This window comes from Paenibacillus sp. HJGM_3, from assembly GCF_045062745.1.
In the GTDB taxonomy this organism is placed as follows: domain Bacteria; phylum Bacillota; class Bacilli; order Paenibacillales; family NBRC-103111; genus Paenibacillus_AA.
On the sequence record NZ_JBJGED010000005.1, the window covers coordinates 254,662 to 268,576 of the forward strand.

14 protein-coding genes are annotated in these 13,915 nt (G+C 48.4%); all 14 read left to right on the plus strand.

What is annotated here, in order from left to right:
• Positions 1-144 precede the first annotated feature (144 nt).
• Positions 145-594: a VOC family protein gene (locus tag ACI5FR_RS08170; protein ID WP_405452816.1), complete on the plus strand. Its 450-nt coding sequence runs from the start codon at positions 145-147 to the stop codon at positions 592-594.
• 51 nt (positions 595-645) lie between these two features.
• Positions 646-1,389: an ABC transporter substrate-binding protein gene (locus tag ACI5FR_RS08175; RefSeq protein ID WP_405452819.1), complete on the plus strand. Its 744-nt coding sequence runs from the start codon at positions 646-648 to the stop codon at positions 1,387-1,389.
• 132 nt (positions 1,390-1,521) lie between these two features.
• Positions 1,522-1,845: a hypothetical protein gene (locus ACI5FR_RS08180; protein ID WP_405452822.1), complete on the plus strand. Its 324-nt coding sequence runs from the start codon at positions 1,522-1,524 to the stop codon at positions 1,843-1,845.
• Between the two features lie 48 nt (positions 1,846-1,893).
• The gene (locus ACI5FR_RS08185; protein WP_405452825.1) at positions 1,894-2,298 is read left to right on the plus strand and encodes a VOC family protein; all 405 of its coding nucleotides are present in this window, start codon (positions 1,894-1,896) and stop codon (positions 2,296-2,298) included.
• A 14-nt stretch (positions 2,299-2,312) separates the two neighbouring features.
• Entirely contained in the window at positions 2,313-3,092 is a 780-nt protein-coding gene (locus ACI5FR_RS08190; RefSeq protein ID WP_405452828.1) for a VOC family protein, read from the plus strand.
• Positions 3,093-3,192: 100 nt separating this feature from the next.
• Positions 3,193-4,122: a sigma-70 family RNA polymerase sigma factor gene (locus ACI5FR_RS08195; protein WP_405452831.1), complete on the plus strand. Its 930-nt coding sequence runs from the start codon at positions 3,193-3,195 to the stop codon at positions 4,120-4,122.
• A gap of 76 nt (positions 4,123-4,198) precedes the next feature.
• Positions 4,199-4,645 carry a VOC family protein gene (locus tag ACI5FR_RS08200; protein WP_405452834.1) on the plus strand — a complete coding sequence of 149 codons (447 nt, stop codon included), beginning with the start codon at positions 4,199-4,201 and terminating at the stop codon, positions 4,643-4,645.
• 46 nt (positions 4,646-4,691) lie between these two features.
• On the plus strand, positions 4,692-5,168 hold the full coding sequence (locus tag ACI5FR_RS08205; RefSeq protein WP_405452836.1) for a VOC family protein: 477 nt from the start codon (positions 4,692-4,694) through the stop codon (positions 5,166-5,168).
• Between the two features lie 113 nt (positions 5,169-5,281).
• Positions 5,282-5,716, plus strand: coding sequence for a VOC family protein (locus ACI5FR_RS08210; RefSeq protein ID WP_405452839.1), 435 nt, complete (start codon positions 5,282-5,284; stop codon positions 5,714-5,716).
• A gap of 65 nt (positions 5,717-5,781) precedes the next feature.
• Positions 5,782-6,957, plus strand: coding sequence for a MalY/PatB family protein (locus ACI5FR_RS08215; protein ID WP_405452841.1), 1,176 nt, complete (start codon positions 5,782-5,784; stop codon positions 6,955-6,957).
• Between the two features lie 40 nt (positions 6,958-6,997).
• Positions 6,998-7,417, plus strand: coding sequence for an NUDIX hydrolase (locus ACI5FR_RS08220; RefSeq protein ID WP_405452844.1), 420 nt, complete (start codon positions 6,998-7,000; stop codon positions 7,415-7,417).
• Between the two features lie 184 nt (positions 7,418-7,601).
• Positions 7,602-8,054, plus strand: coding sequence for a VOC family protein (locus ACI5FR_RS08225; protein WP_405452847.1), 453 nt, complete (start codon positions 7,602-7,604; stop codon positions 8,052-8,054).
• 51 nt (positions 8,055-8,105) lie between these two features.
• Positions 8,106-8,549 (plus strand): VOC family protein, encoded by a 444-nt coding sequence (locus ACI5FR_RS08230; protein WP_405452850.1) that lies wholly within the window; start codon positions 8,106-8,108, stop codon positions 8,547-8,549.
• Positions 8,550-8,721: 172 nt separating this feature from the next.
• Positions 8,722-13,842, plus strand: coding sequence for a phosphodiester glycosidase family protein (locus tag ACI5FR_RS08235; protein ID WP_405452852.1), 5,121 nt, complete (start codon positions 8,722-8,724; stop codon positions 13,840-13,842).
• The last annotated feature ends 73 nt before the right edge of the window (positions 13,843-13,915 follow it).

The following is a 13,915-nucleotide window of genomic DNA, read 5'->3' on the forward strand; positions in this document are numbered from 1 at the left end:
CTGATTTGCATACGAAATAAAGGTTGAGGATCAAGGCGATATGCTTTGGAAGGAGTTTGGAGTTCGCGATCCGGATGGATACGTCATCTTGTTCGGAGCGGGCATGTTTAAGTAATGGTTTAATTATAAGGGAGGAAGAAAGAGATGAATGAAAAGATGATGCCTGCTGCAACAAAGCTGGAACCGAAATTGCTAAATTTATCATGCATTTATTTGCCGGCTAAACACCCTTATCTGACTGCAAAATGGTACGGCGAGATTTTTGATTTAGAAGCAGCCGACTTCGCCCCGCTAGACCCTGAAGCAGATCTTGTTGTATTAAAATTTTCAAAAGATATTCCGGGCGGGGGAAGTTTATTTTTTGTACAATCCAACGATAAGTTTTCAATGAATTTTAATAATATACAAGGGTATAATCATGCGATTCTGATGTTTCAGGTGAAAGATATTGAGGAGATCTATGAAAGAATGAAAGAAAAAGGTGTGGAACTTGCCACAGATGGAATCAAAGATCGTGGCGGCTGTGGCAAAGAGATTGCTTTTTTTGATCCAGACGGGAGAAAAATTGAAATTAATGATTATGGTACGCGTTAATACGCGTGACGTCATTCCTTGTAGAACAAACAATAATAAGGGTGTGCATTCATGGAACTAATCGTCCATATCGATGAACCGTGGCAAAAAGAGGCTGTGGAAGCGATCGCTAACCGCTTCGAAACCCTTAACCCTGGGGTCGATGTAATTGTGCAAGTGCTTCCTAATGGTGAGATCCGAAATAGCCTCTACACCGGGGAATCCAATGCCGATCTTGTACAGTTGTTTAACGGCGACATTGTGGATTGCAGTAGGGATGGACTTTTGATTGATCTGAATACATGGCTTGGACAGCATGATCAATTGGATCGTCTGTTCCACCCTACTATCATCGGCATGGTTCAACCTGAAGGACGAACTGCTGTGTTGCCTCTAAGTGCCACTATGAAAGGCATTTTCTATAACAAGCAATGGTTTGATAAGGCCGGGATTTCATATCCAGACGAAGATTGGACGTGGGACGATTTTCTGGATATAGCAGTAAGGCTGCAGCGTGCCAATGTATTGAACGGAGATGAAGGTTTTGCGGCCCGGATTTCGTTTCACCGAGAGTATATCGGCCTTCTACTTCTGATCGCTGGAACAGACTGGTTATCACCTTCTAAAACAAGGGCTTCCGGCTATACCAATAGTGCGCAAGCTGTACATGCCATAAAGTGGGCAGCTGATCTTGTGCGCAAACACCAAGTTGCACGGGCGACCCAAGAGTATTTTACTAATCGCGATTTGCTTCGAAACAAAGCCGGGATGATTCTTGATTACTTTGTCATGCTGCATGAAATCCAACCACAGTAAAAAGAGAATCTTGGCATTGCAGGATTCCCGCAATTCAACAAAGGACAAAGAGTAAACGAACCATGGGTTTGCGGGTTAGGCATCTCATCCAAAACGGTTAACCCTGATTTAGCCTGGGCGCTCCTGAGAGAAATGACCTCTACTAGCAATGAGTTGACCCTGCTTGTAACTGAAGGGTCCATCGCTCCTCTTCGCTCGGTATATTCAGAGGTAGGGCATGATAATGATCCTTATCGCAATGCGGTGTTGATCGAACTCACAAAGAGCGCACAACTTCCAATCGCAGCAGGTACAGCTTTGTATAAATTATTGGATGATTATGTAAATCCTGCATTGGCACGTATTGTGTTTGAAGGTGCCGATGTCGAAGAGACCCTGAACGAACTAGCTAGTGTATTGGACGGCAAACTTCAAGACTTATATGCACCTTTGTCAAACTCCCTCGGGACACCATAGCACAACGAAGATACGGTATTACAAAAACTCAATAAAGGTTGCGATAAAATGGGCGAACAGGCGGTAGTAGCAAGTATTTCTGGATCCTCTATTGTTTTACTGGTTTCGGATCTAACAAGTGCTTCTGAGTTTTATAAAAATCTTGGATTCAAATATGAGGAAATTGGTGGTCCGAAAGTTCGACATGTTCACGTTTCTAGAGGTAATATTACTTTTATTTTACACCCTGCTATTAATAAAGAGGATGTAAGACCCGCTTCTTCATTAACAGGCGGTCTGTACTTTGATGTTTATGCCTATACAGATGCCGTGGACCTCTTAGTTGATGAATGTCGTGCTAAGGGTGTAGAAATAGTTGATGGTCCTCACTACTCCAAGCATTGGAGCGAATTCACAATTAAAGATGTCGATGGATACCGTATCACTTTTGGTGGTGGGGTGAGTAACACGTGAAATCTCCTGGAGAATTGAAGGCATATGCCGGCCCGGAATACGTCGACTGTGTTTATTTGCCTGCCGCCGACGTAGAAGCAACCTGCGAATGGTATGCAAAACACTTCAATTTGCCGGCGACCCGAGGGGATGTCTTATTGCCGGGCAACCGTGCGATGTTTTTGCTGAATCCAACCGAGCCGGGCCGCACATCCAATTTTCATACGACGGGAAGCCTTAATGAAATGTTTGCGCTTTGCTTCGAGACCAATCAGATCGAAGAGTTGTACGAAAAGTTGGTGAGGAGCGGGGTCCCTGTGGAATCGATGCAGGACGAAGGAGACGGTGGGCTTCAGTTCGTTTTTGTCGATCCCAACGGGAATAAGTTTCAAGTTCGGCAAAGTCCGGCTTCCGATACGCAACCGATGCAGGAAAACGTCCCTGCACTGCTAAGAATTTCCGGCATATCTGTACCAGTCACCGATTCAGAGGCATCGACCGACTGGTATATCAGGCATCTCCACATGAAGCGAAGTGCAGCCGGCAAGCCGATGACCAATGACGGGGTACTCTTATCTATGGAGGTCATGCGCGATTCCGGCACGACATCGAATTTCGCCACGACAGGATGGACCGAGGGCGGGGCGTATATGCCGTTGATGAACTTTAAGATTACCGGTCTTCGCATGCTCTTCGAAGAGCTGCGAGCGGATGGCGTCCGCACTACCGAGATCAACGACTTTGGCTTCGGGTGGGCATTCAAAATCTACGATCCGGACGGAAACATGATCGAAGTTTGGGAGCCAAAGCCGTAAATTCAAAAATCCTAACAGTGGTATCCTAGAGGAATACGGACCGTGCCTCCCGAATTGTATTCATAGGGCAAATCAAGGGGGAGGCACGGTTTTTCATTCTATGCATGCACTAGTCAAGGCTGCTTCCCACGGGGATGTCGAAGCTTTCGCAGAGCTCGTTCGCTCGTATTCCAACTCAGTCTGTGCCGTCGCTTACGGAATTCTGAGAGACTATCATCTGGCCCAGGATGTCGCCCAGGAGACGTTTGTGAAAGCGTTCTCCAGCTTGCACACGCTGCAGGATCCGGACAAATTCGGCAGTTGGATTTATTCGATCGCCACCCGTCTAAGCATTGATTGGAAGAGGAAGCAGGATCGCCAAGCTCGATTGGGGCAAAAGCTACTTTCCGACCAGCCGTTGCATACAACGGAAGAGGGTTTTAAACAAAAGGAAATGCGTATGGATATATGGAGCGCCCTCGACCAGCTGGACAAGAAGAACCGTGCCATCCTGCTGCTGTTCTATGTCTGCGAGAAACCGATGGCGGAAATCGGGAAGCTGCTCCATCTCTCCGTGAATGCCGTTGACAGCCGGCTTCGAAGAAACCGCAAGCTGATGCGGGATGAATTCCTGGCCGCGTGGGCCGATCAATTCGGGGCGGTCTCCTCGAGAGAAGCTATCGTGACCGAAGTCGTCAAGCGCATTATTAAGCAAGCCGGACAGTACTACATTCCCGTCACCAGTCGCAGCCGTTCTACGGAATGGTTCTCTGATCAATTTGGTCTCCCGATCGACACGAACGGACATCTTAAGCTCCCGATGGGTCATACGCTGTTCCTTATCCAGGTCGAGCCGGATGTGATGGCCGCCTGGACCGATTCGGACTTACCCGTGTTAGTGTTTCATGTCGAAAATGCAGTGACCATATCCGAAGTGCTGAGCGAGCAGGGAGTACGTGTCGAGATGGATGAGTCCGGAGGTTTTCCCGGGTGTCAAGTACATTTCTTTGATCCGGACGGCAATAAGTTCGGGCTTTTCTCTGAAAAATAAATTTTTTAACGAGACGACGGTTTTCAAAATGATCGTTCGTCTATATAAGGAAGTCAATCCAAATAGGAGGTTCCTCATGCAACCAATATCGTCCGAAACGGGCGCAACACGGAAACAAGCAACGAAACCGTTATTGAAAGGCGTACACTGCAACTACATTCCCGTAGCCGATACGGCTCGAGCCCGGGAATGGTATATGCGGGTGCTGGGGCTGCGAGCATTCAAGCCCGATGGCGGCATTATGATCATGGGAAGCGGTCAATGGCTATTTCTCATGGAGAGCAAAGACCGGCCCCACGCGAATTTCACTACCGATCATTGGGAGGGAGACAATTTCGAGATGTTCTCCCTGACGTTCGAGACCGAAGACATCATCACCCTGCATGAATCGCTCAGAGAACATGGAGCAAATGTAGAACCGATCAAAGATTACGGCGGTTGCAACCTGCAGTTCCGATTCAAGGACCCGGATGGCAACAAATTCAACGTATGGCAGCGCGAAGCGCCAAAAACACAGGAATAACAAAGTTGATTCTGGCTGGTAATATATTCAAGTGGAGGGGACTTAGATGAGTCAAAACCAAACGGAAGAAATTCAATTAGAAGACAAGCTGGAGGACATTACAGGAATTACATGCATTTACGTTCCAGTGCAAGATGTCTACGAATCGGTGCAATGGTATCGAACAAATTTAGGATGTCGACAACCTAAAGCACACGAGCCCGTCAAACCTGGATCGGGAATTGCGATCTTGCGTTTTCCTGATCAAGAAGATAAGCTGCCTGGTGTGGGCTTAAGACAAACGGTTCCCGCAATGTTTCTGATCCAATCCAATGCAGAAGGCGGACGATTAGGATTTACCGGCAATAATGGTGAACGTGTCCCTGTCGGCTGCTTCATTACACCACGCATTCAAGAGCTGTTCGATCGGTTTATAGAGAATGGAGTGCGGATCGCAAGCGAGATTCCCGAAAGCCGAGAATGCGGCCCAACTTTCAAATTTTATGATTTGGACGGCAACTTGTGGGAAGTCTGGCAGCCATAAACATAACGACTCAACCCTCCGAATGGAGGGCTTTTATATCTAAGTGAAAATTGAAACATCCTGGTATGCTGACTAATTTATATAATCCAAAGAAATAATGGAGGAAAATCGAGATGGCTATCCGTGTGAAAAAATTTTTGGTAGGCATTCCCGTTACTAAATCAGGTAGTAATACCGATGAATACGAAAAGGCCATTGAATGGTATGTGAATGTATTGGGATTTCAACTCGTTTGGAAAATGGGAATTGCAAGCCTTATGCTCGAAAACGGACAAGAAATATTGCTTTTTGGTGAAGAGGACGATGAAAACAGCCTTTGGTACACAGGTGATATTCAACAGAATCCGCATTACAGCATTCAATTTTCTACAGATAATATTGAGGAATTACGTACAGAATTAATTAAGAGCGGCGTAGCCGTAGGTGAAATTATTCCCAATGGAGGCGGAGGCGAACCCATAATGAGGTTCTGCGATCCGTATGGGAATAGGTTCTGGGCTATTGAAGATAAAAAAATAGATAGGGTAAAACAAGCCGCAAGCATATGATTAGACAACATGTGTAACTGTAGGAGGAAAATGAAACAACAAAGTATGGTGAGGTGGAATGGAAAATGAACTTTTCTTTTGATGAAATCATCGACATGAGCGAGACCGGCTCCATCAAATGGGGGATGATTGAGAAGTTTTTCGGGGAAAAGGGGTTGACTCCAATGTGGGTCGCCGACATGGACTTTCGTGGACCTGCTGCCGTTATCGAGGCGCTGAAACGCAGAGTGGAACTCGGAATTTTTGGATACACAGGACGAACTGATTCTCTGGTTGAAGCGGTTGCCGGCTGGATGTACCGTCGCCACCACTGGAGGGTGAAGAAGGAGTGGATCTGCTACTCTCCTGGTGTGGTGAGCGCCTTGAATGCTTGCGTCCAGTCGTACACGGTGCCGGGAGACCGCGTCATCATTCAACCCCCCGTTTATCCCCCTTTCTTCGATACGGTGAGAGCGAATGGACGGGAGTTGGTGTTGAATCCGCTCATACTCGCGAATGGAAGGTATGAAATGGATTTCGACGATTTACGGAAAAAAGCAAAAACAAGCCAGGCGAAAATGCTCATCCTTTGCAGCCCCCATAATCCGATCGGGCGAGTCTGGACCCAAGGCGAACTGGAGCAGCTCGCACAAATTTGCATCGAACATGATTTGATTATCGTATCTGATGAAATTCATTCGGATCTCGTATTCAAACCATTTAAGCATATTCCGCTCACAATGGCCGATCCCCGGATTGAAAGCCGGACGATTGTGTGTATGGCGCCAAGTAAGACGTTTAACATGGCAGGGCTGGCATCGTCTTTCATTGTCATTCCCGATCCGCAGTTGCGGGAGACATTCAATGCCTTTATGGAGAAGGCGCATCTCACATTAATCAACCCCTTTTCTCTAACGGCCGCCGACGCAGCTTACAGGTACGGGGATGAATGGCTCGAACAGGTGCTCAATTACATCAAGGGGAATGTGGATTACTTAATCGAATTTGTCAATCAGCAAATTCCGCAGCTGTCGGTTATAAGGCCGGAGGGCACGTATCTTGCTTGGATCGATTGCCGCGCACTCGGATTCACACCTGATGCCCTCCAGAATTTCATGTGGAAGCAAGCGAAAGTGGCGCTTAATGCCGGCACTGGATTCGGTGAGGAAGGCGGGGGTTTCATGAGGATGAATTTAGCCGCGCCGCGCCCCGTATTGGAAGAAGCGTTGTCGAAGATAGAAAGCGCCATTCGAACCTTATAGGAGTTAAGAAAAAATTATCAAATGGAGAATTGGAGGATTCGTGGTGGCTCCAAAACATATTGTTTCTGCGGCAACAATAGTACTTAACGAGCGTAACGAAATATTATTAATAAAAGGTCCTAGGCGCGGTTGGGAAATGCCAGGCGGACAAGTTGAAGAAGGCGAATCGTTGAAAGATGCAGCGATCAGGGAGACAAAGGAAGAGAGCGGAATAGATGTAGAGGTTACAAAATTTTGTGGTATTTTTCAAAATGTAAGTGCCAGTATTTGTAATACTTTATTCTTAGCAAGACCAGTCGGAGGAGAATTGACAACGACCCCAGAGTCCTTAGAAGTAGGATATTTTCCAATAGAAGAAGCATTAAAGATGGTAAATTGGGGGAATTTCAAGCAGAGAATCGAGTATTGTTTAGACGAAGAACTTCATCCTTTTTTTGTTGAATTTAGCCTTCCGCTATAAGAAACAATAACTCCCAACCTTTATACGAAGGCTGCCGACAAGCCATGCTCGGCAGCCTTCGCTCACCTAACGGACAAAATAACTAACGATGAACATGTCTTGACGTTCGTTTGTGCGCACCGAGGATAGAAATACAAGGGCGTTGGCATCTAATTAACGAATAGATGACAAGGAGTGTGGCGTTATGGAGAACAAGTTCAAGTTTAGCCGGATCGGGTATGTCTATGTTCCGGCTACCCGTATTGATGAATCCATTGAATGGTATACGCGCCATCTGGATTTCCGACTGATCGACAAGTTTCATGAACAGGGCTCGTACCTTGCGGTCCTGCATCATCCGCATCAGCACTCTATTGCGTTGCTGTTGGTCGAGACGGCAGAACACAAACCGCTGGCGATCGCACGTAACGGCACATCGTTTCCGATTATGGCCTTGAACTGTCCGGATATTGAATTTACCCACCGCCGGCTTTCAGAGGACGGGATCAACCCCGAGCCGTTGATGAGTATAGGTGACGGTGGGGAGGCGAAATATTTCTTCTTCCGCGATCCGGATGGAAATCTGCTCGAAGCGGCTTGGTCGATATGGGATCCGCAGGATGACTATAAGGAGGATTTTTTACGGAGCGGTGAATAACCGGGGAAGGCTGATGTGCAAATAGATTTTAAAAAAAGGAGAGTGTAGACTATGTTGAACAAAAAAACGAACGGTGCAGATGTGATCGGTTACTGCTGCATGAGATTTCCGGTCACAAATTTGAAAAAATCGGTGGATTTTTATTGCGAGGTGTTAGGCTATGAATTGATTTCAGCAGATTATTCGTTTGGTGAGGCACATGTTGCCTTGAAAAATGGAAACGGTCCGGGTATTTTTTTGATGGAGACCAAACCGGAGGATGTCACCCAATTGAAGTTTGTGTTTCCTCGTTCCTTCTTTATCACAAGCAGCACGGGGCACGTGACGATGGTTGAGCTATTAACGAATGATTTGCTTGCTTTACATGAGCGGATTAAACAAGCTGGAGCCCATATTGATAAAGAACCTGTGTTTACTAATGAATTCGGTTATTTTACCTTTTATGATCCGGACGGGCACTATATTCGGGCGGTCGAAGAAAGAGTCGGATTATGAAATTTTATTTCGTCTACATAAAAACTTAACTATACTTTCAAGCCTATTAATCTATTATAATGGAGGTGTCAGCCCGTAACTAAACCAATAGAGAGGAGGCCAATTAAGACACTTGCGGGTCATTTGCATGAAATAAAATTACATATTTCCGGCTGGGAGGTACTTGTAGGAAATGAGACCCTTGAAGCGTACGACGGCCTTATTGCTGAGTCTCAGTTTGATTCTGTCTCTTCTAATACCGATTCAAGCTGTGAAAGCGGCGGAAGTGGACACTGCAGCGCAAATCCTCGATACGAGGCAATTGGAGATCGCACCGGATACATATTATAACTGGTACAGTATGAAGGTGCCAAGAGGGCTGGAAAAGGTGCACAGCGTACAATTCAACCCTTCCAATCCGAATTTGGAGCTAATCGAAGGAACGAAAGATGGCAAGGTCTACGGAAGCGAAGGCGTTACGAAGATGGCCGCTTACTATGACAAGCCCGGTCAACGGGTTATTGCCGGCGTCAACGGCGATTTCTTTGATTTGACGAAGTATGGCACAGGCGTCCCGGGCGGTTTGTTCATGGGCGACGGAAAAATATTAAATACGCCGGATTCGAATTACGCCGTCTTTATGATGGATTTCGACGGTACGACGCGATATGTGCCGAATCCGACACTGACGAGAACGGTTACGATCAAGGGAACAACGAGCAACATTTCTCACATCAACCGTTATCGCGAACCTAACCAACTGGTGTTGTATACGTTCGATTATGCGGACACAACCAAAACGAATAATCTTGGTGACGAAGTAGTGCTGGATGTGCTGGAAGGCGATGTGAAGCCTGGCCAGACGATGAGGTTGAAGGTTGCGGAGGTCCGCAAGGATACGGGTAATTCGCCTTTGACTGAGGGGAAGGTCGTTTTGTCCGCAAGCGGTACGGCAAGGCCGATCTTATCCGGATTGCAAGCCGGAGATGAAATTACAGCCAGCTTCGCGTTCCCTCCAGGCTACGAGAATGTCAAGCTTGCAATGAGCGGCTATATGCTGATGCAAAACGGGGTTGTGCTGAATGACGTACCGCCGGCAGGAGTTCATCCGAGAACGGCCATCGGAACCAAGGCGGACGGAACGGTTGTCATGATGGAGATCGACGGGAGAGCACCTGGATTCAGCGAAGGTGTGGAAACGTCGGAGCTCGGTCAAATCATGAAAGACATGGGGGTTGTCAACGCGCTTAACCTGGATGGAGGCGGGTCTTCCACCTTCATAGCCAGACTGCCAGGGGAGTCGACCTTCCGGATGCTCAATCGTCCTTCCGACGGGGTGGAGCGGCAGACGGGCAACTCTCTGCTGCTCATCAATAAAACGCCTGCGGCGGATGCCTCCAAGCTGGTTATCCAACCGCAGTTTGAGCGGGTGCTGGCCGGCACTGCGTTGCCCATGCAGGCCAAAGCCGTAGATGCGACTGGCCATCCCGCCACTTTCACCGGAACCGTATCTTGGAGCACAAACGCAACTTATGGCACGATCGACGGAAATGGGACTTTTACTGCCGGATCGACAGCCGGAGTCGCGCCAATTCAGGCGACGAGCGCAGGCTTATCGGGATCGGGAAGCGTGGAAGTCGTTACGGCGCTGACGGAGCTAAAATTTCCCGATGCGGAGAAGGCAGTCGATTCCGGTTCGACTATTACGCTCAAGGTGCAGGCACTCCGGAACGGTCAGGAAATTGTTTCGAACAACCGTTTATTCCAATGGAGAGTGGAGGGTGACATCGGCTCGGTGGATGCGGCAGGTGTATTCCATGCGACTACAGAGAGCGGCAAAGCAGGCAAAATATTCGCGAAGTATGGGAATGTGGAAACATCCATGGGTGTAAAGGTAGGAACGCCGCCCGTAATGCTGGAAGACTTCGAAGGTGATTTAAGCCGATACCTGGTGACGGCCGGAGCCAGCTATAATAAATCGATCGCCAGCATCACCAATCAGGATGAGTACGTCCGCGCCGGTAATCAGGCGCTAAAGCTGGAGTACGATTTTACCGGAAAACCGAGCACTTCCGGCGCTTATCTACAGGCCAAGAACGCCGCTAACTATATTCAAATTCCCGGCTACCCGAAAAAAATAGGCATGTGGGTATATGGCGATAACAGCGGATACTGGCTTCGGGCGCAAATCCGCGCTAATGGTGGAACCGCAAGCGGAACACCCATCAACTTTACAGACGATGCGGTTGGCGTTAATTGGACAGGATGGAAATACGTTGAGGCCGATGTCCCGCAGGGATTAACGCTTCCGCTCACAATGGACATGCCTGTTCGCCATATGGCCACTGCAGCTAAGGTGAAGCGCGCTGGGGCCATCTACGTCGACAATATTCGGGCGATCTACGGCCCTACCGATGACGACTTCGAGCCACCGATTATTAAAAATATAGGGCCTGCGGAAGGAAGCACCGTCCGCACGAATCTGCCGACGCTTCAAGCCAATGCGGAGGATGCCGGGTATGATCCTTCCACGCATCCGGGCACTACACTTATAGACCCAAATAAAATTTTCGTCTATCTGGATGGTATTCTCGTACCGCATACGCTGTATCCTCCTGAGGGACGCATCTCCCATAGACACGACGTGCCGCTGGCAGATGGTGTGCATAAGGCCAAGATTCAAGTGCGCGATTTGTCCGGCAACCGGACGGAGAAGGAATGGACCTTCAACGTAGACACCGGATCATCCAAATTCGTCTACAATGCGCCTGTGGAGACGTATGCCGGCAACACTTACACGCTCGATATTAGTGGAAGCAAGGCTGCCGGGATTCATGCCGGCGAGCTTCAGTATTTGTTCGAGCCGGACAAGATTGAAGCGTTGCAATTTGTACCGGGCAGCAAGCTGGACGGAACGCTGACCCAAGCTGAGATCAATCAAGCTGTCGGCACGGTGAAGGTGACATTCAGCAACTTAGACAGCGTGTCGCTCACCGATCAAGACCTGCTGGGACAAATCCAGTACCGGGTCAAATCGAATGCGACGGAGAAGCACACGATTCGCTTCCAGTCGGGCGCGATTGAATTGACCGCATCGCCGGGTTCCCGATTGCCGTTTTTCGGCTTACCGATCGAAGCGACGATTAAGCACAATCTGCAGCTCAACTGGGATGAATATGGCGTCGTAGAAGGAAACCCGACCTCTTTCGCGGTTACCGATGAAGCTGGAAAGCCGGTCGACGGAGTGAAGCTGTTAGTCGACAACGCGGAACGGGGAACGACCGATAGCGCCGGCAAGCTCGTAATTGCCGATCTCACAAGTGCATTGAAGACCTACACGATCCAAGCCGTGAAGGGGACGATGTACAGTCCGGTCAAGGAGCTTAAAGTATCCAAACTGTACGGAACGGTTACCCCATACAATGTCAATGTGACGATGGGAGCCGACCCGACCAGCTCGAGAGGCTTTAGTTGGCATACGCATCCCAGCATTTCTCCGACCGTGGTCGAGATTGCGAAAAAAGAGGGCTTCTCCGGCTTTGAAAGCCCGTCTGTCATTAAAGTAACGGGCCAAGATTCCTTATTTGTCACATACGATATCGGAACTGTGCGCGTGCATCAAGCGATCGTGAATGGCCTGGAAGCCGGAACGGAATACGTGTATCGCGTCGGCGACGGGCAAACGAACTTTAGTCAGCAAGGCACCTTCACCACAGCGCCGGTCGATGGGGATCGATTGAAGTTTTTATTCTTCGGTGATTCCCAGGCGGCAGACGCTGCAGGCTTCAATCTATGGGGCAACACGGTGAGAAAGGCCATCTCAGAGAATCCGGATGCGGAATTTATGATGCATGCGGGGGACATGGTCGACTCGGGTCATCTGGAAGCCCAGTGGAACATGTTCTTCGACGCAGCTAAGGACCAGCTCATGAATACGACCTTTGTGGCCACGCTGGGCAATCACGAGGTGACCGGTTCGAAAGGGATCAGCGACTTTAACTATCACTTCATTCAGCCGTCGAATGGCGTGGACAGCATGAAAGGGACGAATTTCTCCTTTGATTACAAGAACGCGCATTTCGTCGTCCTGAATAGCGAGCCCAATAACTATGAGGCACAAAAAAATTGGCTTCGTCAAGATCTTGCGGCCACGGATAAGGAATGGAAGATCGTCGTGTTCCACCGCGGTCCGTATGGCAGCATTTACGATACGCCAGAGGTTCGTGATACTTGGACCCCAGTGTTCGATGAATTTAAGGTTGATCTTGTTCTAAACGGGCATGACCATGTTTATTTGCGCCAATTCATGAAGAACAATCAAAAGGTAGAGCAGGGAGAAGGTACGGCCTATGTCGTCGCCGGGTCGACCGGACCGAAGTTTTACGATATGATCCCAAGGCCTTGGACGCAGTTCTATGATAAGGAACAAAAGCAAATGTATGTGTCCGTGGAGATTGCCGGCAACGAATTAACGTTAGTGACGAAGACAGTGGACGGAAGAGAAGTGGATCGGTTCACGCTTTCGAAGGTTGAGCCTGACCTAACACCGCCGGTGACTGCGATTGCGGTAAATGGACAAACCGGAGCGAAAAACTTCAACAACAAGTCTGTTACGGTCAGCGTCTATGCCGAGGATGGAAACGGTTCTGGAGTGGAACGTACCGAGTATCGAATCAATCAAGCGGAGTGGACGGCTGTGGCCGAATCCTTCACCGTGCAAGATGAAGGCATAAACAACGTGGAATACCGTTCTGTGGATAAAGCAGGAAATGTGGAAGAGGCCAAGAAAGTCACCATCGGCATTGATAAGACGGGTCCCGTGATTAGTCCTCCGGGTATATCTGCGGTATTCCATACAGACACGTTAAATCTTCCCGTGGAAGTAACGGATGCCCTAAGCGGTGTGAAAGAGGTATCCGTTACATTGGATGGCAATCAGATCGATCTGCCGATTGTGAAAGCTCCGATTTCCTTATCCCTTGGTGAACATTCACTGACGGTACGAGCTGTAGATCATGCGGGAAACATAAGCGAGCAGACTTTCGGACTTAACGTGACTATCGATATCGCGCATCTCGATGAATTGGTGAATCTTGGAGCCGATTCAGGGGCAATATCGCATGACGGAATACTTAATAGCTTATTGGCTCAGGTGAGAGACATTCAAAGTACGACTGCCGGGGCTAATGTATCAGGGAAATTAAAAGAATTAAAAGATCATGTAAAAGCCCAATCGGGTAAGAAGATTGAGAAAACCTTCGCAACAATATTAGTCGATGATATTTCTTATATCGAAGCTCATTTGGGGAACTAATACGTAAAATTTCAGGCTGTTGGGGGGTATCCCTCGACAGCTTTTTTCTTCTGTGCCCAAAACAGGGACTCCT